The 19648-nt window shown below is 69.0% G+C and carries 16 protein-coding genes and 1 pseudogene; 8 read left to right on the top strand and 9 right to left on the bottom strand.

From position 1 onward, the window contains the following. Positions 1 to 121 precede the first annotated feature (121 nt). The 3 genes and pseudogenes from ACFYU0_RS31405 to ACFYU0_RS31395 all read left to right on the top strand — a co-directional run. A pseudogene (locus ACFYU0_RS31405) lies at positions 122 to 253 on the top strand (DUF397 domain-containing protein); the annotation flags it as partial. A gap of 65 nt (positions 254 to 318) precedes the next feature. After that, positions 319 to 1809, top strand: coding sequence for an alpha/beta hydrolase (locus tag ACFYU0_RS31400; protein ID WP_389305548.1), 1491 nt, complete (start codon positions 319 to 321; stop codon positions 1807 to 1809). A gap of 279 nt (positions 1810 to 2088) precedes the next feature. Further along, on the top strand, positions 2089 to 2598 hold the full coding sequence (locus ACFYU0_RS31395) for a hypothetical protein (protein ID WP_351668576.1): 510 nt from the start codon (positions 2089 to 2091) through the stop codon (positions 2596 to 2598). A gap of 125 nt (positions 2599 to 2723) precedes the next feature. Here ACFYU0_RS31395 and ACFYU0_RS31390 read toward each other — a convergent pair whose 3' ends face one another. Both ACFYU0_RS31390 and ACFYU0_RS31385 read right to left on the bottom strand, forming a co-directional pair. Then, positions 2724 to 4277, bottom strand: coding sequence for an alpha/beta hydrolase (locus ACFYU0_RS31390; protein ID WP_389305546.1), 1554 nt, complete (start codon positions 4275 to 4277; stop codon positions 2724 to 2726). Positions 4278 to 5018: 741 nt separating this feature from the next. Next, the gene (locus ACFYU0_RS31385; RefSeq protein ID WP_389305544.1) at positions 5019 to 6152 is read right to left on the bottom strand and encodes an FAD-dependent oxidoreductase; all 1134 of its coding nucleotides are present in this window, start codon (positions 6150 to 6152) and stop codon (positions 5019 to 5021) included. A gap of 54 nt (positions 6153 to 6206) precedes the next feature. Between ACFYU0_RS31385 and ACFYU0_RS31380 the strand changes: the two genes are divergently transcribed. Next, complete coding sequence (locus ACFYU0_RS31380) at positions 6207 to 6899, top strand: TetR/AcrR family transcriptional regulator (RefSeq protein WP_389305542.1); 693 nt, start codon at positions 6207 to 6209, stop codon at positions 6897 to 6899. A gap of 578 nt (positions 6900 to 7477) precedes the next feature. On the opposite strand, the gene ACFYU0_RS31375 is transcribed toward ACFYU0_RS31380, so the two are convergent. The 3 genes from ACFYU0_RS31375 to ACFYU0_RS31365 all read right to left on the bottom strand — a co-directional run bounded on the left by ACFYU0_RS31375 (position 7478) and on the right by ACFYU0_RS31365 (position 10505). Beyond that, entirely contained in the window at positions 7478 to 7804 is a 327-nt protein-coding gene (locus ACFYU0_RS31375) for a hypothetical protein (RefSeq protein WP_389305539.1), read from the bottom strand. Between the two features lie 528 nt (positions 7805 to 8332). Next, the gene (locus ACFYU0_RS31370; RefSeq protein ID WP_389305537.1) at positions 8333 to 9046 is read right to left on the bottom strand and encodes an SDR family NAD(P)-dependent oxidoreductase; all 714 of its coding nucleotides are present in this window, start codon (positions 9044 to 9046) and stop codon (positions 8333 to 8335) included. Between the two features lie 802 nt (positions 9047 to 9848). Beyond that, positions 9849 to 10505: a hypothetical protein gene (locus ACFYU0_RS31365; RefSeq protein WP_389305535.1), complete on the bottom strand. Its 657-nt coding sequence runs from the start codon at positions 10503 to 10505 to the stop codon at positions 9849 to 9851. 167 nt (positions 10506 to 10672) lie between these two features. On the opposite strand from ACFYU0_RS31365, the gene ACFYU0_RS31360 reads away from it, so the two are divergent. Beyond that, positions 10673 to 12040, top strand: a complete 1368-nt coding sequence (locus tag ACFYU0_RS31360) for a cell filamentation protein Fic (RefSeq protein ID WP_389305533.1) — start codon at positions 10673 to 10675, stop codon at positions 12038 to 12040. A gap of 304 nt (positions 12041 to 12344) precedes the next feature. Then, the gene (locus ACFYU0_RS31355; RefSeq protein ID WP_389305531.1) at positions 12345 to 13034 is read left to right on the top strand and encodes an SDR family oxidoreductase; all 690 of its coding nucleotides are present in this window, start codon (positions 12345 to 12347) and stop codon (positions 13032 to 13034) included. Positions 13035 to 13541: 507 nt separating this feature from the next. Here the strand turns inward: ACFYU0_RS31355 and ACFYU0_RS31350 are convergent. Next, entirely contained in the window at positions 13542 to 13844 is a 303-nt protein-coding gene (locus ACFYU0_RS31350) for a hypothetical protein (RefSeq protein ID WP_389305529.1), read from the bottom strand. Between the two features lie 417 nt (positions 13845 to 14261). Beyond that, positions 14262 to 14984 (bottom strand): SMI1/KNR4 family protein, encoded by a 723-nt coding sequence (locus ACFYU0_RS31345; RefSeq protein WP_389305527.1) that lies wholly within the window; start codon positions 14982 to 14984, stop codon positions 14262 to 14264. A 343-nt stretch (positions 14985 to 15327) separates the two neighbouring features. Between ACFYU0_RS31345 and ACFYU0_RS31340 the strand changes: the two genes are divergently transcribed. Both ACFYU0_RS31340 and ACFYU0_RS31335 read left to right on the top strand, forming a co-directional pair. Further along, positions 15328 to 16605, top strand: a complete 1278-nt coding sequence (locus ACFYU0_RS31340) for a hypothetical protein (RefSeq protein WP_389305525.1) — start codon at positions 15328 to 15330, stop codon at positions 16603 to 16605. Positions 16606 to 17458: 853 nt separating this feature from the next. Further along, a complete protein-coding gene (locus ACFYU0_RS31335) occupies positions 17459 to 18172 on the top strand; it encodes a VOC family protein (protein WP_389305523.1) in 714 nt (237 codons plus the stop codon). 85 nt (positions 18173 to 18257) lie between these two features. Here ACFYU0_RS31335 and ACFYU0_RS31330 read toward each other — a convergent pair whose 3' ends face one another. Together ACFYU0_RS31330 and ACFYU0_RS31325 are read right to left on the bottom strand one after the other, a co-directional pair. Next, positions 18258 to 18965, bottom strand: coding sequence for a hypothetical protein (locus ACFYU0_RS31330; RefSeq protein ID WP_389305521.1), 708 nt, complete (start codon positions 18963 to 18965; stop codon positions 18258 to 18260). Beyond that, the gene (locus ACFYU0_RS31325; RefSeq protein ID WP_389305519.1) at positions 18962 to 19507 is read right to left on the bottom strand and encodes a SigE family RNA polymerase sigma factor; all 546 of its coding nucleotides are present in this window, start codon (positions 19505 to 19507) and stop codon (positions 18962 to 18964) included. Before ACFYU0_RS31325 ends, ACFYU0_RS31330 begins: the two co-directional genes overlap by 4 nt. Between the last annotated feature and the right edge of the window lie 141 nt (positions 19508 to 19648).

The following is a 19648-nucleotide window of genomic DNA, read 5'->3' as shown; positions in this document are numbered from 1 at the left end:
TCGGACGTCAGCGGAAGGCGTTGACGTCCGACAGCTGTACGGCTGAGGACTTCAGACGGTACGTGACTACGACCTGAGCGGTGCCCGCCGGCGCAGGGGCGCCTAAGTCAACGGTGACGGTGGCAACTGCGTCGAGGTAGCCGACGGAGTTCCCGGCGTTGTCCCCGTCCCGGACAGCCAGGTGGCCGACGGGTCCGTGGTCCTGGTCGGGCGCGCCACCTGGGTGGGGATCGTCAGGGGGATGGTGGGGTAAACCCCAAGGCGTTTCAGGTTGTTGCCCGGATGGGGCGCGCCCCTGAGATCCGCGAGGCTCGTCGTATGACACAGCGCACTCGCACCATCCGCAACGTCGCCATCGTCGGCGTCTCCACTGCCCTTCTCGCGGTCACCGCGCCCGTGACCGCCTCCGTGGCCGCGAGCCCTTCCGAGGGCCTCGCCTGGAGCACCTGCGGGGGCTCCGGCATCGACAGCCGTCAGCAGTGTGCCACCCTCCGCGTCCCCATGGACTACGCCGACCCCGACAGTCCGCTCATCGACATCGCCGTCTCACGCATCCCGAGCGAGAATCCCGAGACCCGGCGCGGCACCCTGTTGCTGATCCCCGGCGGGCCGGGCGGCTCCAGCCTGAACGACCCTTCGGGAAAGGGACAGAAGCTCCCCCAGGACGTCCTGGACACCTACGATCTGGTCGGCTTCGCCCCACGCGGGCTCGCCCCGTCCACGCCCGTCGACTGCGGGTTGGACCACGGCGACCTCGCCACCTCCAAGCTCCGCCCCTGGCCCGCCGCCGACGGCTCGGTGGACGGGAACATGGCCACCGCCCGCCGCATGGCCGACGCCTGTGCCGCGAACGGCGGCGAACTGATCCAGCACCTCAGCACCGCCAACGAGGCCCGCGACATCGACCGCCTCCGAGCCGCGCTCGGCGAGCGCAAGCTGTCAGCATGGGGCGTGTCGTACGGGACGTACGTCGGAGCGGTGTACGCGCAGCTGTTCCCGCACCGCACCGACCGCATCGTGTTGGACAGCAATGACAACCCCGACCCCGTCCGCGTCGCCCGCGCCTGGCTGGCCGGGCACGAGCAGGGCGTGGAGGACACCTTCCCCGACTTTGCCGCGTGGGCGTCGAAGCCCGGCAACCCGGACCGTGTCGCGAGCACGGCGGCTGACGTCCGGCCGTTGTTCCTGCGGCTGGCCGCCCGGCTCGACCGGGAGCCCCTCCCCTGGCCCGGCGCCAACCCGGAGGAGCTGCACGGCAACGTCCTGCGCCAGACCATGCTGGACAGCCTCTACTCCCCCAGCCGCTATCCCGCGCTGGCCAAGCTGATGCGGGCCGCGCAGCAGGGCACCGTGCCGCCGGCGCCCGCGGCGCCGCCCGAGACCGTCCTGCAGAACGTCGCCGCCGTTGGCGCCGGCACGCTGTGCAACGACGTCGCGTGGCCCACGTCGAAGGCCATATACGAAAAGGACGTCGCCGAGAGCCGCGCCAAGTACCCTCTCACCGCCGGCATGCCGCGCAACGCGATGCCGTGCGCCGCCTGGCCGTATGCGCCGCGTGAGGCGCCGGTGCGGATCACCGGCCGGGGGCCGTCCAACATCCTGCTCGTCCAGAACGAGCGGGACGTCGCCACCCCGCTCAGCGGCGCCCTGAAGCTCCGGGAGGCGCTCGGCCGGCGGGCGGTCATGGTGACGGTGAACTCCGTCGGGCACGACGCCTACCTCGCCAACGGCAACGCTTGCGGCGACCGCACGGTCTCCCGCTTCCTGGCGACGGGGCAGCGGCCGGGCATGGACACCTACTGCGCCTGACGGTCGGGAAGTCGGCTTCAAGGGCGGCTGGAAACGGAGGGTCGCCAACACATCGGCAGCTGGCCAGACCCACAGGTCCGGGCACTCTGCGTCCGTCGGGCGGCGGCTGCGTCAGGGCCTCAGGCTCGGGTGGGTTGACCCAAGTTCGCGACCGGTCAGGCCGACCGCTCTCCTGCTGACGCTGCGGACGATGCGATAGGCCAACTCCATCACTTCCAACGCCGCCGGACCCGAGTGGCTGGCTGCGTCCCTGTCAGTGGAGAATCCGGAGTTGTGAGTATGGGCATCTCGGGTTTCGAGCCAACCTTCCTCGTCGGGCTCGAAGCCGTCCGTGAGCGTCACGGACCACGGTTGGCGGAGCTGGGCGGGCGACGCCTGACCGGGTACATGCTCGTGCGCTTCGTTGAGGACGGGGATTGGTTCGCTGATTGCCCGGTGGTGTTGGACTTTGAGGGCGTGCGAGTCGAGATCTGCCACTGGAAGTTCGATGAGCTGTCGATCAGCTGGAACACTATCGACACCACCGCAGCGATCACCGGCTGGCGCTCGTCCGAGTTCACGCCGGTGTGGTCCAGAGCCGACGAACGGCTTGAGCCATTCGTCGGCCAGGAACTCCGCGAGACTTCCCTGCTTGAGTGGCTTCCGTCAGGCCAGGACCTGGCCGATGGCACCACCGCCGTGGAGTTCGCCTTCGATGCGGGCCGCTTCCGTATCGCCAACGGTCTCGACGAGAACAGCATCGAAGTCGGCGATCTTCATCCAGATTTCGTGCGGCATCAGCTGGGCTGATGAGGGTCGGCTGGGCACGTCGGCTTGATGTCGGCGAGCCTGTAGGTCACGGTCAGGACGAGGCAGGACAGGGCTCGCGCGACAGCGCCCATGTGCTGGCGGCCGCCGGCGGATCCGCACGGACCTCAGGACATGGTGCCCCGGCACACCGTCCCAGGGGCCGGGGTGCGGCCCGTGCGGAGGTAGTGGTCGATCCTCTCCGTGACGCAGCGGTTCTGCGGGTATGTGCCGTGGCCCTCTTCCTCGGCCGTCAGGAGCACGCCGACACCGTCACCCAGGGCGCGTGCCATGTGGCGGGCGCCGGAGTACGGCGTAATCGGGTCGCCGGTGCCGCCGACCACTAGGACGGGGGCCGCACCATCGGCGCTCACCTGGAGCGTTGCGCGCTCGCCGTCGAACGGCCAGTCGTAACAGAGGTAGACGCCCGTGGACCAGGCCGCGCCGAAAACAGGTGAGGCAGCTTTGATGCGAGCCTCGTCCCGGTCGAGGCGTTCGAAGCCAGGGCGGAGACTGGAGTCCGCGCAGGTGATCGCGGTCCGGGCGGCGCTGTTGCTGTCGTGCGGGGTCGCCGCGCGGTCGACCGAGCCGATGTCGTCCGCGCCCTTGCCCATCGGACGGCCGTCGTTGTGGTCGATCAGCGCGGTGAGGGCCTTGGCGAGCGGCGACCAGCCGTCCGTGCCGAGGACGAGATGGTCGCTGACGGCGTACGCGAGATCGTCGGCGTCGAGGTTCCGTCCGCCGCCGGCGGGGGCGGGCTTCTTCTGCAGGCGGTCGGCCAGGCGCGCCATGCGCCGCGCGGCCTCCTCGGGCCCGTCGCCGGTCGGGCAGTGGCGGATACGCGCCGCGCAGTACTCGGCGAACCGGTCGAACGCCGCCTGAACCGCCCGTACCTGCGACACCTGCTCCTCGTCGAGGTCCTCGGTCGGATCGACCGAGGCTTCGAGGACGAGGCGTCCGACGTGCGACGGGTACAGGTGGGCGTAGACGGCGCCGAGCGCCGTTCCGTACGAGACGCCGAAGTAGTGCAGCCGCTCGTCGCCGAGGAGGTAGCGCAACAGGTCGAGGTCGCGCGCGGTGTGCGAGGTGCCGATGTACGGGAGGATCGCCCCGGAGTGCTTGGCGCAGGCGTCGACCCCGTCGTAGCCGGTGTCGTCGGCGGTCTTACCGCAGCGCACCGGGATGGTCGCACCAACGCCGCGCGGGTCGAAGGAGACCAGGTCATAGCGGTCGAGGAGCGGCTGGTACTGGTTGAGTCGTTCGGGCAGCCCGCTCACGCCGGACACGCCAGGGCCACCGAAGTTGAGGACGAGCGAGCCGATGCGCCGGGCGTTCGGGCCGGTGGCCTTGCGGCGGATCAGGGCGACGTCGATCGTCCTGCCATCCGGCTTCCGGTAGTCGAGGGGGGCCTTCATGGTGGCGCAGTCGTAGCCCGTGCGTGCGGTGGGCGGCGAGGCGCAGCGGGACCAGTGGAGGTGCTGGCCGGTGGTGAGCGCGGTGGATAAACCGGGGGGCGGGTTGTGCGCGGTGAACTCCGTACGCGGCTCTGCACTCCGGCCGGGAGCGTCGTGCTGCAGCCAGGCGCCGACGGCCCCGATCGCGGCGAGGACGACCCCGGCGATGATCCACACACCGACCGAGAGGCCCGGTCTGCGGCTTCGTATCGGATGTGCGTCACTCATGGAAATCTCCGCGTCCCGCCCCTGGATGCCCGCCCCGCGCCCGCAGGCCCGTACCCGTGATCGTCTGATCGTCGAATGATTGGAGGGTACAAGGTGCCTGCGACAGTTCGGCTCTTGAGAGTGCCCAGAAGATGGACCGTCCCGTGCTCACGCGGCTCCTCGTGCGGGCCGGCCGGCCCGGCGTCTGCTGGACGCTCCTGCTGGACGTGCTGCGGGCGAGGCCGTCACCGAGGGCGTGCTGTGGCCGGGGCCGACGGCTCGCTCCCGCATGCGCCGCCCGGGAGCCTGGCTGCCGGATCTCAAGGACGCGGTCGAGCACTTCGGAGCGATGCAGGCTCCGGTTCACCGCTAGTTCGTGGTTGAAGGTGTTGGCGTCCTGGGCGCTGACCTGAGCGAACGTTCTGCTCGGCGCCGTTCACCGCGGTTCCCCGCTCGATCTGGTGCGCGTGTAGTGCGGCCCAGGATCGAGGAGACAGGATCCCCAGTGAGGGTGCCGATTCCGTAGGGTGTGCCGCTGTCAGGTGCTCTTCTGGGAGCGGAGCGCGAGCGAACTGGGCGCTGCGCTCGTCGCACGCGCCGAACACGTCGACTGCGATCATCGGCGATGATGTGATCATCGGCCCTGGAGTGCGCGTGTGGGAGCGGTCAACGGTCAACGCCGGTCCACGCTGTGCGCGCGTCTCGGTCGGCTTCGACTACGCATTTCGCCCTCGCGTTCCTCGGTGAGTGGGCCGTCCATGGTCACCCCATCGGCGATGGCTGGACCTGGTCGAAGAGAGCGACGGCTTCGGCGGGATCCGGGCTCACGAGGCGTTCCAGACCGGCCGTCGTGATCTTCGCCCACCTGCCGGCCCGCGCCCACATCTGTTCCTCGAAGCCGCGGACGGCCTCGTCAAGAGCTTCGGGGCCGGTGGCGGTGGCGATGGACTCTGCGAGTTCGGCGCCTTCCAGCATCGCGAGGTTGGCGCCCGCTCCCAGAGGGGGCATCAGATGTGCGGCGTCGCCCAGGAGCGTCACCCCGTTGACGTGGGTCCAGGTGTGGGACACGGGCAGGGCGTAGAGGGGGCGGTGGACGAAAGCGGTGGCGTGGCGAAGGAGCGCGAGGACGGAGGCGGCCCAGCCGTCGAACAGCTCCAGCAGGCACGATCGCACGGCTTCGGCGTCGGCAAGCTCCAAGCCCGTGTGCCAGTCCAGCGGCGCGCGGAACTGGGCGTACACCTTGACGTGGCCGCCGCTGTTGCGCTGGGCCACGAGAGCTCGATTCACGCCGTACACGGCCACGGAACCATCGCCGATCAGTCGGGCAAGGTCGGGATGGCGGGTGTCGACGTCGTCGAGGGAGGATTCGACATAGGTGACGCCGGTGTAGTGCGGCATCACCGAGGAGACCGCCGCGCGGGTCCGGGACCAGGCGCCGTCCGCGCCGACCACGAGATCGTAGGTGTCCTGTCTACCGTCCGCGAAGTGGACCAGCACTCCGCCCCGGGTCCCCGGCACCACCTGCGTCACGCTGCGGCCCCACTGGACGTCGAGAGGGCCGAGTAGCAGGTCCCGAAGTTGGCCGCGGTCGATCTCGGGATTGGCCTGGTCATCCGGACCTGCCCGCCAGTCGCGCAGGACGGTGCCGTCCGCCTCCAGAATGCGCATGGCCTGTCCCTCAGGACGGGACAGCGCCTGGAACTCCGCCAGCAACCCCGCCTTGTTCAGCGCGAGCTGGCCCAACCCTTCGTGCAGGTCCAGTGTGCCGCCGAGGGGGCGGGCATCGGGGGCGGGATCGCGTTCGAGGACGGCGACGGGATGGCCGTGGCGATGCATGACACGGGCGAAGGCAAGGCCTCCGGGGCCGCTCCCGACCACGGCGATACGATGTCTCATAGCGATACACTGTATATTTTCGATACTGTGTATCGCAGCAGAACGGTGTGAACCATGAGTGTGTGGGACCGGCCGGAGCCGCCAACTCGTCCCGTGCCGCTCGACCAGCAGCGGATCGTGGCCGCCGCCATTGCGCTGGCCGACGAGGGCGGGCTGGACGGGGTGTCGTTGCGCAAGGTCGCGGCCCGACTGAACGCGGGGCCGATGCGGCTGTACGGATACATCTCCACGAAACAAGAACTGTTCGACCTCATGATGGACGAGGTCTACGCCGAAATCCTCCCCCAGGAGCAACCCGGTGACTGGCGTGAGGCGCTCAGCAGCCTCGCCCACCGCACCAGAAACGCCGCTCTCAGGCACGAGTGGCTGGCCGACCTGCTCGGCGGCCGCCCGGCCCTGGGCCCGAACGCTCTCGCCGTGGGCGAAGCCACACTGGCCGCCCTGGAGAGCGTCGCCGACGTCGACACCGCGATGCGTGCGACGGAGATCGTCGGCGCCTACTTCACCGGCGCGATCAGGCGCGAGATCGCGAACCTTCGGGCCGAGCGTGCCACGGGCCTCTCGAAGCACGACTGGCAGCGCGCCTCCGGCCCGTATCTGACAAGGATGTTGGCCACCGGTCGCTTCCCGGCGCTGGCCAAGGCCGTGTACGACGGCACCGACATCGACGCCGAGGAATCCTTCGAAACCGGACTGGAATGGGTCCTCGATGCCGTGGCCGCCAAACTCACCCGGCCGTCGGCATGACGCCTGGCCGTGCCGGGCGCGATCTCGGAGTCCAGAGCCCGTGAGCGCGATGAGTTGGCTTGGCGCCGGCCCGTGAGTTTCGCGAACGCTGTCGCTGCGCCGGTTTGTTGGTCGGTTCCTTGACTACCGGCAGCTTGGCTACGCCCCACAGTTCTACGACCAATTCGTCGCTGCCTATTGGCACCCACTGGATCGCGCCGGCAGCGCACAACAGCGGCGTGTGGGCAATTGAAGCCACGCTGCGCGCCCTATGAGGTAGTCAGCACGCGACGACCCGTCGGTGGGCAGCGTTTCACTCAACTGGTCGCGGTGCCTCGGAGTTGCGCGGTCGACGCCATCCGCGCGCGAGACATCGAGCCGCGCGATGCCGAGGCGAGGCGAGGCGGCGAAGGCACGGCAGGAGCTTCCTGGCGGGCGCAAGAGACCGCGCACCCGCGAACGGCTCGGGTGCCGGCGAGTCAGTCACTCCCTGGCACCCGAGCCGTTGTGTCAGGCGCCTACCAGGTCCACGCAATCCTGGAAACGCCGGGCGACGTTCTCATCCCCACGGGCCCGCTTCACTGTGCGGCCGATCAGGACTAGTAGCTCCGGACGTTCCAACTGCCGGAAGCGGCTTCCTCGCTGCTGAGGCAGGTCGCGGTCGAGATGTTGTGGATCTTGACCCAGGCGCCGTACCGCAAGGTGTAGGACGTACTGCCGATCTTGTAACACCTGACGACTGCCTGGTAGGACCCGGAGCCGGTGTTGCACAGCACGTTGAAGGAGTTGCCGGTGTAGCTGCTTGAGCAGTTGTAGGGCGATGCATAGGCCGGCGTGCCCACCAGGACTCCACCCATCACTAGCGCGCCGCTGACCGCAGCCGCGCCCAGCAGTCTCGCGCCGGTCTTGGGATGTACGAATCTCACGCTCTCTCCTTCGGTTGGTGGCCGTTCAGCTAAGTGGCCACGAGCTGGGGGGACGCGGGAGGTGACATGGACCGACCACCAGCCGCTGGTCACCAGCCTGAGACAGGGCCCGTGTCGCCGCGGCGTTTCGTGGCACGATTCGAGCAGGTTCGAAGGGACAGCGGCGGGACCAGCAACAGCGGTCCGTGGAAGGTCCGTTGGTGGAGTCCACTCTTGGCGCGCCCGGACTCGACTGTTTCCGCAGCGCCATTCGCCGCTGCACGGCGTTGGCGCGATGCCGGGAAGCGGAGCCACATCCTCTCCTCTGATCCCCTGCCCTCAGCACGGCGCGGCCCGTGCGGCCTCACGAGCAAGCAGTTCGATCCCCGCGGGCGGGCCGAAGCCGAAGCCGAAGCCGAAGCCGAAGCCGAAGCCGCCCGAGGATGCCGCGCCGTATCAGGTCATGCGCCGCGCCAACCTGGTCATCACTTCGGCCGAGGCGGGAAAGGGACGCTGCCCTCCACACGCCGGCCGGGCCGAAGCTGCCGGTCAGTCGAGCCGGACTCCCGTGTGCTCCTCCAGAGCTAGCAGGAGCCGGTCCTGGAACTTGGGGTCGTGTGTGGCGCTGTGCGGGTCCTGGGCGCGCTGGTGGTACCAGTAGCCGCCGGTGGACGGCGTGATGTCGTCGTGGGTGGCCAGCCAGACCTGGGTCTGGTGGCCGGCCGCCAGGTCGTCGGTTGCGCCCGGGCCACCCATCCGCGTGGGCACCCAACCCGGATCGACGGCGTGGACGGCGGTCCCCTCCCACCGGGAGGCAACGGCCATGGCCAGGGCGGTCACCCACAGTTTGCTGTCGCTGTAGGAGGCCGTGCCGTCGGCCAACCGAGTGAGGTCGGTGGAACCGCCTCGATGCATGGAACTGCTCAGGTAGATGAGTTTGGACGGCTTGTCCAGTAGAGCTGTCAGCAGGTAGGGCGCGATCGTGTTGACGGTGGCCGCTTCGGGGGTGTGCATGGTGCCGGCGTTGTGGATGACCACGTCGAAGCGGCCGAAGGCGGCGGCCTGACGGGCGACACCTGGGATCTCGCTCATCTCGGCAAGATCCCCGGTCACCACACCCGCCCAGCGGCCTCCTCCTGTCGGCACGGCGACGCGTGCCGGGGTGCGGGCGTGGACGACCACGTCGTGCCCCTCCCAGGCCAGCGCGTTCGCTGTCGCGTAGCCGAGCCCGCTGGAGGCTCCGGTCACCAAGATCAAGGCCATGTGGTCGGGATCTCCGTCCGTGCGAGGTGGAGGGCGCGAGGGGCTGTCGGCCCGGTGTTCAGAGGGTAAGCAGGACCTTGGTCGCGCGCCGCTCGTCCATCGCCTAGTAGCTCTCCGTGGCCTGCTCCGAGGGAAGGGGGGCCAAGATCTTGCCGGTATCCAGGTGCACTGGGACTGGCGCCCACGTAGGCCAGTTGGCCGACCACCGCAGGTGGCGCCGACGGCCTGGACGACCTCCTGCGTGCCGACCGCCTCGACAACCGAGTCGGCACCAAGGCCGCCGATGAGTTCCTCGATCTTGATGATGCCTTCCTCGCCGCGTTCCTCGACCAGGTCGGTCGCCCCGTAGCAGCAACGGGCCAGCTTCTGCCGCTCGGCGTGGCGGGACATGCCAGTGATCAGCTCCGCGCCGAGCGGCTTGGCGGCCAGGACCGCCGCCAACGCGGGCAGAAAGCGTGCCACGAGCAGCATCGCAACGTCGCGTTTGGGGGGACTAGCTCAACCTCCCTCCGCAGCGACCCACGCCTACGTGGAAGACCTGGACTCCGGCCCCGACATCCGCTCCGGCCCCCGGGACATCTTGGCCGGTCGGCGCGCCCAGATCACTCCGAAGGAGGCCGGTCTGCACGCCTACGGCCGGCGTCGGGTCCCGGGACTGCAGTGCCAGGAGGTCGCCGCGCCCACTCGCAACATCCGTCCGAGGCCGAAGTCCATCTCGCCGGGTTCCGACGGGGGCGGTGGCGCGGTGCGCTCTCGCCGCGGTGCAGGCACCAGCCTGGCTGCGGCCGAAGCCGATCCGCCCCTAAGACCGCGGTGTGCTGTCCGAGCGCCACGTGGTGAGACGAGGGTGGCCCGGCAGTTCTGCGCGGCCGGTGGCCCACAACAAGGTGAGCCACGGATCCGCACCGTCCGGAGCTTTCGGAAACAGACGGGCGAGGACCCGCGAGCAGAGAGCGGAGGGCGGGGTCCAGGCAAGCCCGAGGCCTTCCGCCACATCGTGCATGTGCACGAGCGTTTCCTGGACCCCCAACGCCGCGAAGCCTTCGGGGTCCGACACACCGGCGGCGTGGTGGGCGCGGACCCGGGGCGGCGTCGTACGCACCATGGCGACCAGCAGCGCGCCGCACGCCTCCAGCACTTGCAGCAGGCCGGCCGGACCTGCATCACGCTCCGCGTAGGCGAAGACCATGGGTCCGTCTGGCTTCTTCTGACTCAACGCGAAAGGCACGTGGGTGTCCAGCGGCGGGCTCTGCGGCCCCAGCTGCACGGCGTAGTAGAGCAGGTCGTTGGCGAGGTGCTCGACGGTCTCCCAGCAGTCCCACTCCAGCGAACCGGCTGCATCACTCCACCCCTGCGCGGGTGCGTCCCGAAGGGTGCCCACGGCGAGCCGCACGGCAAGGTCGACGTCGTCCGCGGTGACGGGAGACGGGACTGATCCGGTTTCGACTGAACGAGACATGACAGCACCGTATCTCGCGGGGAAGACGGCATCCCCTTCCAGTCAATGGGTCGTCCGTGAGAGTGCGCGGGTTGGGGTGCGTGGGGCGGCGCCCCGCATCTGTTCCGGCGCGGCTGGGTAATCGAGTTGAACCGGCGTCCGTGAGGCAACAGACTTGCGCGGTGTTCATGGAGTTGTCGCCCCGCATGCTGACCTGGGACGAGGTGGACCCCGCCCGTCATCCGTTCGACAGCGAAGCGGCGGCGCGGGTGGTCAGATCGCTTGCGCCGTCCGCGCGGGTGCCCCGACGCCCCGACCTGCCGCCGGGTGACCGAGCCCTGCACGACTGGGGCTGGGAAAAGGCCAGGCCCTGGTCCGACGCCATGACCCACGCGCTGGCCGAGCACTACGGCCGTTGGGTCGTCGGCTGGCGGTGGGCGCACGACGAAGGGGATTTCGACGGAGGGCCGGTCGGCAGCTGGTGCTGCGCCCAGCACTCGGTCACCACCTCGGACGAAACCCTCGACCGAGTGACCGCGGCTCTGTGCGAATGGCGGGACTGGCTGGAGAGCCTGGCCGCACGGTTCGAGGCATACCCGCTGGATCTGGCCGGTGTCGACGAGCAGCGGATCCTGTGGGACCGCACCGCCCGCAACCTGATCCTGCACGTCACCGACCGCACCGGCTGCGGCAGCGGCTGGTACGGCCACTGCCATCAGGTACTGACCTGGTTCCTCAGCCGCTGGGGTGTCCCAGCCGACGACGCCGGGGACCTGGTGGAGCAGGTGATCGGCGGCCGGTTCGAAAGCTGGACCGGCCCCGACACGGTGCTGGTCGAGGACATCGCCGAACAGCTCGCGGCCGCCGTACGGCCCGACGCAGAACCCCGGGCCTGCGAGGCGCCCCTGCCCGACCATCTCGAGCGCTGGCTCGCCGTGCGGGAAGCCGTGCCGTGGCATGAGGCAGCCGACAGCACCGGGGACGCACCGGTGACGGCGGCGCGCGACGGAATCACGGAGGAGATCCGCACTTTCGACGCGATTCTGGATCCCGCCCGCGGGCAAGGCCTGCTCGACGCCCTCAAGCTGATGCGCGCCGACGCCGCGCGCGGCGCCCGGCTGGACTTCGACCTCATCCAGCGCTGGCAGCAGCACGTCCTTGCCACACCCGGGCTGCCGCCGTTGCGCAGCCTGCCCGCCTTCGCCAAGGGCGGCCGAGAACGCTACGGCGTCCACCCGGACACCCACGCCCGTCTCGACGCCTGTCTCGCCGAGAGCGCCAAGGACGCCGCCCCGCGCCTCCCGCTGACCGCCCGGGCGGCACGCGCCTTCCTTGACGTCTGTTTCTTGCATCCCTTCGACGACGGCAATGCCCGCTCCGCCCTCCTCACCCTCCTCTTCGTCCTGGCCCGCGAGGGTGTCGCACTCGACAGCGTGCGGTTGCTGCGCCGGGTGTCCTTCCACTCGGACGACCCGCAGGACGCTCTCACGCTTGCCAGCTGTATCGACCTCCACCTCCGCGAAACCCGGCGACGAACCACCAGCCCGACCGCCTAGAACGGTAGGGCCCGGCGACCCGCTGGACGGCCCGAGTAAGTGATGCGGGAGCCCGTAGCCGAGCGCCCGTCTCACATGCGTCACCGCGGCGTTCGATGCACGCTGGGTGGAGTGGACTCTTCCATGAGGCCTTGCGTGTGCGGCGTCCTGGCCGTCCCGGTCCCAGCCCGACGCTTCTCCTCTTACGCGCGAGTCCCGCGAAGGCCTGGTGTGCCAAGACACGGTCCGCTGAAGGCCCTTTTCTCACTGAGTCGTCCCTCGCCCCAGTGCCTGCTGTGCTCAGCAGGAGCAATGGGAAGGAAGCATGATGGAGATCAAAGGATCGACCGCCCTGGTGACAGGGGCCAATCGTGGCATCGGTTACGCGTTCGCACGCGCACTGATCGAGCGGGGGGCCGCCAAGGTCTACGCCGGTGTCCGCGATCCGGCGAGCGTGAGCGACGAGGACCTGACTGTTCTCCGCCTGGACGTCACCGCGCCGGAAGACGTCGCCGCGGCTGCCGCGGCCGCCGGTGACGTCACCATCGTGATCAACAACGCGGGTGTCGGAGGCTTTGACACCAAACTGCTGACGGGCTCCTTCGACGGCGCGCGGGAGGCGATGGAGATCAACTACTTCGGAACCTGGGCCGTCTCCCGTGCCTTCGCGCCGGTCCTGGCCCGCAACGGGGGCGGCGCACTGATCAACATGCTGTCGACGGCCTCCTGGGCCTCCCGGCCGGACTACCCCGGGTATGCGGCGTCCAAGGCAGCCCAGTGGTCCTTGACGGGTGCGCTGCGCGAAGGCCTGCGCGAGCAGGGAACTCTCGTGATCGGTGTCCACGCCGGTTTCGTGGAGACGGATCTCAGCTCCTTCACGGACGCACCGAAGATCAGCGTGGAGGACCTTGCGGAGCAGACCATGGACGCTCTGGCGAACGACCGGGTCGAAGTCCTTGCCGACGAGCGGACAAGGCAGGTCAAGCGGGCTCTGTCGCAACCAGTGGAACGGTGAGAAGACGCCGGCGGACCGGAGAGCCACCGGCACCGTTCGGCCGGCTGGCTCGCTCCTGTTTCTGGGCGGCACCGGAGCCCGCCGGATCCGTGCCGCACTCGATGTCGGTCCCGCGGTCACCGTCGCGCTGCACGCTTTCACGACCGGCCTCGCACTGGGACTGGCACCGGTCCGGGCGAAGCTGATCGCCGCCGGTTTCGCGGACACACCCTTGTCCGCTCGGCTGCTCTGCAGGAGTCGGTGTCGGTCTGGCCGGAGACGGCCGGGGTAGAGGCAAGACCAAGAAAGGCCACGCCTCCGGCGGCTACAAGGGCTGCGACGGACGGGTAGCTGAATTCCGGCCTGCTCGGCGACGGAGGCTAGTCCGCCCCACACAGCCGCACCCTACCCGGTGGGGCTTCTGACCTCGGGATACCGTGGGATGCGGCACGGAGACGAACGACGGCGGCTGCGGCGACCGCGCCGGGGGCCGGGAGCACCGGCGTCTCCCGTCGGCGCGGAAAGGCATCACAGTGTGCCGCCGCCCTTCCGATTACCACCAGCGAGTTGACCTACCATCATGACGATGAGGCCGGCAAGGAGAATCGCGGCGCCGATCAGCGTTCCCGACGGCCGAGCGAGTATCAGCCCGAGAACCAACTGCCAGCACAGTGCGAAGGCCACCACCAGCTGCCCCCAGCCGTAGATCCGCGGGGCACGAACATGGCGCCGGTTCATGGGAAGCACCCAGCCACGGGTCACCGCCGCAACGCCGGAGGCGGCAATGAGTAGCGCCAACAGGATCAGAGGCACGGCGAAGTACAGCTTCACGGTTTCTCCCCCTGCTACCGGGCCCACGCCGGCCACACCGTGATCATGACACCAGCCGCATCACACGTCCACACTCACGCAGTCCCGGTGCTCGGCCGTACAAGTCTCAGCCGAACATGCACCGCATGGACGCCGGCCTCCGCGGGGCGAGTCGGCCCGAGAGGGGCAGGGTGTGTCGCCGGCCCTGTCGGCTCCGCCCAGCGGGGGGCCCGGGGTTAGGCGCAGGGCGGCGTCACAGTTCAGGAGATCCTTCACCGGCCCACGCCGCTACAGCGGAGCGGGTTCTGACGATCCCCCCGGGGGTCTGCTTCTCGGCGCGAGGAGCAGGCCCGCCGCATCATGCGAGAGGTGTCCAGAGGGCCGTCCCCGCAGTCACGGGAGGCCCCGACAGTCCGGTCAGCAGCCTCCGGGACGTGGTCAGCGACAGTCGTTGAGCCATTCACCCGGTATCAGGTCTCGAACACGCTCGAGGTCTTCTGCCGTCCGGCCGCGGGCCAGGATGGCCGCGCCGTCGTCATCGCGCAGAAGGACGTCCTGGCCCAGGAACCACCGTGTCCCCTCACCGGCGGGGTACGCCGGGAAGGGCAGTCGGACGGCATTCGCCTCCAGCAGTTCAACACTGTCGTCATCCGGGTCGAGGAAGTCGCAGAGGTCTTCGTCGGCCTGCAGGGACTCCGACAGGATGATCTCCACGAAGCAAAGAGACAGACGTTCCAACCAGTCCTGCCACCGCTCGGCATTCTTGTCGGCAAGGTCAAGCCGGACGAGCACCGCAGGGTCGTCATCTTGGAGGCTGCTGAGAAGGACGCCCCAGGAGGCGGCTCCCTGGTTCTCATGCCGGAAGACCAAGGCCTCCTTGGCGTCGTCGACATACAACTCTGCAGGGCCGAGCAACACATCGTGGTTGCTGGTGAGATCCGGCCGGCGTCCGAACAGCACATACGCCTCGCGCAACGCCGTCGGGAGCCGGAGCCCCAACCTCTCCTCAGCAGCGTCGAGTTCGGCTTCCGGCCATCCGTCATCACGTCCCAGGGCGGCACCTACCCAGTGGGCAGCGAAGCCCTGAACAAAGGCCCATGCACCACTGCGGTCTCCGACACCTCTGGCGAGCGACGCGGCAAGATCGAACTCTTGTGTCATGCGAGGACGATATCCGTCCACTCTGAAGCCGCTTCATCCGCCTCCAGATGAGTTCTAGGCGCACGCCAGTTCCAAACGTCATAAGCAGCCCTGGAACTTGGATGGAAGCGGCATGGACAGTCGTAGACCTGATGGTGGGGCCAGTGTCTCGGAGCCAGAACTTGCGCATCTGGACCCGGTGACGATGGCGGTCGTACGTGGCGTCGAGGTGTCGGCCGCGCAACTCCTCCACCCTGAACAGGCGTAGGTCGTTCGCCTGGTTACCCCTTGCAGGGAGGCGACCGCTGGGGCCGATCTAATCCCCCATCACTCTTAGTTAGTCCTGAGCTATAGTCCTCCGACCGTGACCATGACACGTAGAGGGATTCTCAAAGGGCTGGCCGCCGCGCCGTTCACCGCGGCCGCCGGCACCCTGCTGTTCCCCGCCACGGCGGAAGCAGCAAGCATCAACGCACAGCAGTTCAGCCTCACCAGCCGATCAGCCAACAGTTACGGCGAGTTCGCCGATCTGACCACCGGTCTGGCGGCCAAGCTGCCCAAGGTCGACGCGACGACCGTCATCGCCGACACCAACCGCAGCGCGACTCACCTCACCAGCGCTCCCAGCACTGTCGAGGCCTTCTCGACCGGATTCGCCTGGGACCCTGCCGACCAGGCGGTCGACTACTGGATTCCGCAGGGCGTCACGACCAGCGCCGACGCCTACGGCAACGGGCTCTACCCCGAAGGCGGATCCAGCAGGGTCGTTCTCGTCTCCTGGTACTTCGAGACGGACCCGGACGGCGATGGAAGAAACCAGTACGACCTCGACAAGGGTCTGCGGCTGACCTTCGTCGACTACACCACGTCCACCAAACCGACGTACCGACACGTGCTTCTGGTCGAGCCGGTCAAGACCGGCACCGGAGAGTACTCCTTCAACCCCATCCGCAAGCACGCCGGCGGCATCATGTGGTACGGCAACCTGCTCTACGTCGTGGACACATACAAGGGCCTGAGAGTGTTCGACCTGAACACCCTGTTCAAGGTCGCCACCGCCGAGGTAGACATCTGCGGTCTGCACACCGACGGCTCGTACTACGGCTACGGGTACCAGTACGTTCTGCCTCAGATCCGCGCCTACGACAACGCCGGGACGTACCTTCGCTACACCGCGATCGGGCTGGACCGCACCAGCTCCCCGGACAGCCTGGTCGTCAGCGAGTACTCGAAGTCGGGAAACGTCGACTACACCGATGGCACCTTCAACGGTACCGGCCCAGGCACCACCACACCCAAGGTAGTCCGCTGGAACCTCGACTACACCGACAGACGAATCGCCTCACTGACCGCGTCCGAAGCCGTCACCGTCGCTCAGGAGAAGATCCAGGGAGTGGTGTCCTGCAACAGCAAGCACTACCTTGCCGCAAGCGCCGGCCCATCCGCCAAGGGCTCGCTGCGCACCTTCAACTCTGGCGCGTCGACCGCAACCACCATTTGCGATCTGGCCATCGGCTGTGAGGACCTCAGCTTCCACAGCAGCAGCGCGTCCGGATGGGCGTACAGCGAATCCGTGATCTGGAACGTCAGCGAGTACACCGGCAAGCGGTACGTCTACGCGGTACACGCAGACGGTTCATAAGCACCTTCCCCTTCCACAGCAGTTGGGTCCGGCAGGTCGCTGCGCCGCAACACAGACAGCGATGAGGCGTATAGGCGAGGCCGGATACCTGCCGTGGTCCGGTCCCGCCGCGTAGCGGCCCCGCCCGGTGGGCGGGAGCTAGGCGGCGGGCCGTCACTGCGGGGCGAGCCGAATGAGCTGTGGCGCCGTCTGCGTCTTGCCAGAGGTGAGTGACTCTGCACGCGAGAACGGTCTCTGGCTCACTCCCTGTTGTCGTGTCACGCGGCTGAGCTGCACTCGACGAAAGAAGCAGGTCAGATGGACCCTCGCATCCCCCGCCTCCGGCGCAGGCTAGCCGCTGCGCCGTTCCAGCCACGGTGTAGTCACTCATTCGGAGAAGAACACCACCGATTTCGCCCGGGCCCACGACTGACCCGTGCGCAGATCGCAGCGTTCGAATCCAAGCACGCAATCGCTCTCCCCGGTCCCTGTCAGAGCACCACGCGGCGACGTGTCGCGGGCGACCGCCCGGCGGTGCGGCTAGGGCCTGTTGCGAAAGCCGTAGGCCGCCTGCGCTCGACCACCCAGGCTGTCCGCCACCCTGGCGCGGGCACTGGGGCGCCCGGCGCCATGCGCGAGGCCCGCACGGCGTGGGTTCTCGCAACGGCGCTCACCGCTGCGGGCCCGTCGCCCTAGTCGTCATCGGCGAACAGGAGAGCGCCTGGGCACCCAGAAAGCGTGACTGCGGTGCTGAGGCCGCGGGAAACTCGGCTGCAACTGAGGCCGCCCGCCCATAGGATCCTCGCTCGAGGCGCGGCGCCGGCATGGCGCCCTGCCGACAGTGGGCACTCGACGGACCGGGACGCGTGACGCAATGAGCAGCCGACTCTTCGCAATCTCCTTCGACGCGCACCAGCCCGAACGCCTGGCGCATTTCTGGTCGGGCGTCCTGGGCTTGGAGACAACCGACGACTCGTACGGCGGCGTCGTCCTGCCGTCCGGGAATGACGCCGACTACCGTCTCGGCTTCCGTCCCTCCCCGACGCAGAAGACCGGCCAGAACCGGCTGCACTTCGACCTCACCAGCTCCTCCCTGGAGGACCAGCGGGAGATCGTGGCCAGGGCACTCGACCTCGGCGCGCGGCACGTGGACGTCGGCCAGGGGCCGGACGCGTCCCACGTAGTGCTCGCCGACCCCGAGGGCAACGAGTTCTGTGTCATCGAGCCGGGCAACGACTTCCTCGCCGGGTGCGGCCTCATCGGAGCGCTCGCCTGCGATGGTTCGCAGGCCGTGGGTTACTTCTGGAGCAAGGCGCTGGGCTGGCCGCTGGTCTGGGACCAGGACGAGGAGACCGCCATCCAGTCACCGGACGGCGGTACGAAGATCACGTGGGGCGGTCCGCCGCTCATGCCGGATCCCGGCAAGGACCTGCATTTCGACCTCGCGCCTGACGACGATCAGCAAGCAGAGGTCGACCGCCTGCTCTCCCTCGGGGCGAAGCGTCTCGACTCCCCCGACAGCGGGGACGGCACGGTGGTGCTCACCGACCCCGACGGCAACAAATTCCGTGTGCTGACGCGCCGGTAAGACGGCAGCCGCGGCGGGCGGTCGCCGTCACGAGGAGGGCAACCGCGGCCGGGAGGTAACGGTCGAGGGCGAGGGAGGCGGCCACTCACCTGCCGGGATCCAGCCGGCGGGCGAGGTCGTGGGCGGTGGCGCCGGTGAGGTCGCCGACGTGGGCCCCGACGATTTCGAACCGGCCGCCGGTGATCGGGGAGGCCACGTAGGGGGTGCCCCAGAGTTCGCCGTCGACGATGATGGCGAACTCGTTCCGCGGGAGTGGGGCCTCCGCGAGGGAGCCGGTGAGGGCGGCGAAGCGGGTCCGGTCGGCGGGGCCGAGGGTCACCTCGACCTGCCAGGTGCCGTCGGCGGTGCTCTTTTCGGCCTTCGCTGAGGCGACACGGACGTCGGTCATGCCTCTGGCCCGGTCGGCGTGGACGCAGGACGCCGGTTGCGTCGCGGTCGCGGGCTCGGTGTAGCCGCCGCTGCCCTCGGGGCAGGCATGCTCCACGGACGAGGTGACCGGCAGGAGAGAGATCGGGGCCGCCTTGCCGGTGCCGTCTCCTGTGGCGGGCTGAACCACGTGCGCGCGCGGGGGCGCGCTGTCCGCGGCGGCCACCCAGGCGGTGGTGACCAAGGCGGCCGCGACGAGGCCCACCCCGGCACGGGCCAGCCGCTGCCGGCGTCGGGCGACCCGCAACGCCTCGTCGGCAAGGCCGGCCAGACCGGCACCGGCGGCACCGCCGCTCTCCCGGACGTGGGCGTGCAGGGCATCGTGCAGCGACGTTTCGGGCAGGGGGTGTTCGGTCGAGTGGTTCATGCGGTGACGCCCCTTCCGGAGGTGATGGAGGAGGCCGACGGTCCTGCCTCGGCCAGGGTGGTGCGGAGCGAGGTGAGGGCCTTGTGGGTCTGGCTGCGGACCGTTCCCTGGGCGACGCCCAGGATCGCGGCGATCTCGCTGTCCGGCCGGTCCTCGAAGTAGCGCAGCACGATCACCGCACGCTGGCGCCTGGGCAGTCGCCGCAGTGCGGCCATGATGTCCTGCCGCTGGACCACGGTGTCGGCCCAGTCGGCGGCCTGCCCGGACGGCTGGTCCGGCAGGGTGTCCGTGACCGTCTCACGTCCCCAGCTGAGGAGCCGGAAGCGATCCACCTGGGCGTGGTAGAGAGCCCGGCGCACGTAGATCTCCGGCTGCTCCCGGTCACGCAGCTTCGACCAACGCCGCGCGGTGGAGGCGAGCGCGGTCTGGAGCAGGTCCCGGCCCTGCTCCCAGTCCCCGGTCAGCAAGTAGGCCGTGTGCAGCAGCGATCTGGACCGCGCCGCCACGAATTCGCGGAACTGGCGTTCCTCTTCGGCGTTCAATGCGCCCTCCCTCGTTCACATGTACAGACGGGTGGGGAACAGGCTTTGACTGCCCTGTCGGTCGGACTTTCTCGGTGTCGCACATCGAGCGCCGACCACCTCTACGTGAAGGGCGCGCAGCAGACGTCCTGGGCGAAGCAC

It is taken from the genome of Streptomyces sp. NPDC003720, assembly GCF_042875075.1.
Classification (GTDB): domain Bacteria; phylum Actinomycetota; class Actinomycetes; order Streptomycetales; family Streptomycetaceae; genus Streptomyces.
The sequence above is the reverse complement of the archived record's forward strand: the minus strand, read 5'-3'. Positions and strand labels throughout refer to the sequence as shown.

What these genes read in the sequence shown, in the direction of transcription:
- ACFYU0_RS31400 (WP_389305548.1), top strand. Translation starts at nt 319, where the DNA reads ATGACACAGCGCACTCGCACCATCCGCAACGTCGCCATCGTCGGCGTC.
- ACFYU0_RS31395 (WP_351668576.1), top strand. Translation starts at nt 2,089, where the DNA reads ATGGGCATCTCGGGTTTCGAGCCAACCTTCCTCGTCGGGCTCGAAGCC.
- ACFYU0_RS31390 (WP_389305546.1), bottom strand. Translation starts at nt 4,277, where the DNA reads ATGAGTGACGCACATCCGATACGAAGCCGCAGACCGGGCCTCTCGGTC.
- ACFYU0_RS31385 (WP_389305544.1), bottom strand. Translation starts at nt 6,152, where the DNA reads ATGAGACATCGTATCGCCGTGGTCGGGAGCGGCCCCGGAGGCCTTGCC.
- ACFYU0_RS31380 (WP_389305542.1), top strand. Translation starts at nt 6,207, where the DNA reads ATGAGTGTGTGGGACCGGCCGGAGCCGCCAACTCGTCCCGTGCCGCTC.
- ACFYU0_RS31370 (WP_389305537.1), bottom strand. Translation starts at nt 9,046, where the DNA reads ATGGCCTTGATCTTGGTGACCGGAGCCTCCAGCGGGCTCGGCTACGCG.
- ACFYU0_RS31365 (WP_389305535.1), bottom strand. Translation starts at nt 10,505, where the DNA reads ATGTCTCGTTCAGTCGAAACCGGATCAGTCCCGTCTCCCGTCACCGCG.
- ACFYU0_RS31360 (WP_389305533.1), top strand. Translation starts at nt 10,673, where the DNA reads ATGGAGTTGTCGCCCCGCATGCTGACCTGGGACGAGGTGGACCCCGCC.
- ACFYU0_RS31355 (WP_389305531.1), top strand. Translation starts at nt 12,345, where the DNA reads ATGATGGAGATCAAAGGATCGACCGCCCTGGTGACAGGGGCCAATCGT.
- ACFYU0_RS31345 (WP_389305527.1), bottom strand. Translation starts at nt 14,984, where the DNA reads ATGACACAAGAGTTCGATCTTGCCGCGTCGCTCGCCAGAGGTGTCGGA.
- ACFYU0_RS31335 (WP_389305523.1), top strand. Translation starts at nt 17,459, where the DNA reads ATGAGCAGCCGACTCTTCGCAATCTCCTTCGACGCGCACCAGCCCGAA.
- ACFYU0_RS31330 (WP_389305521.1), bottom strand. Translation starts at nt 18,965, where the DNA reads ATGAACCACTCGACCGAACACCCCCTGCCCGAAACGTCGCTGCACGAT.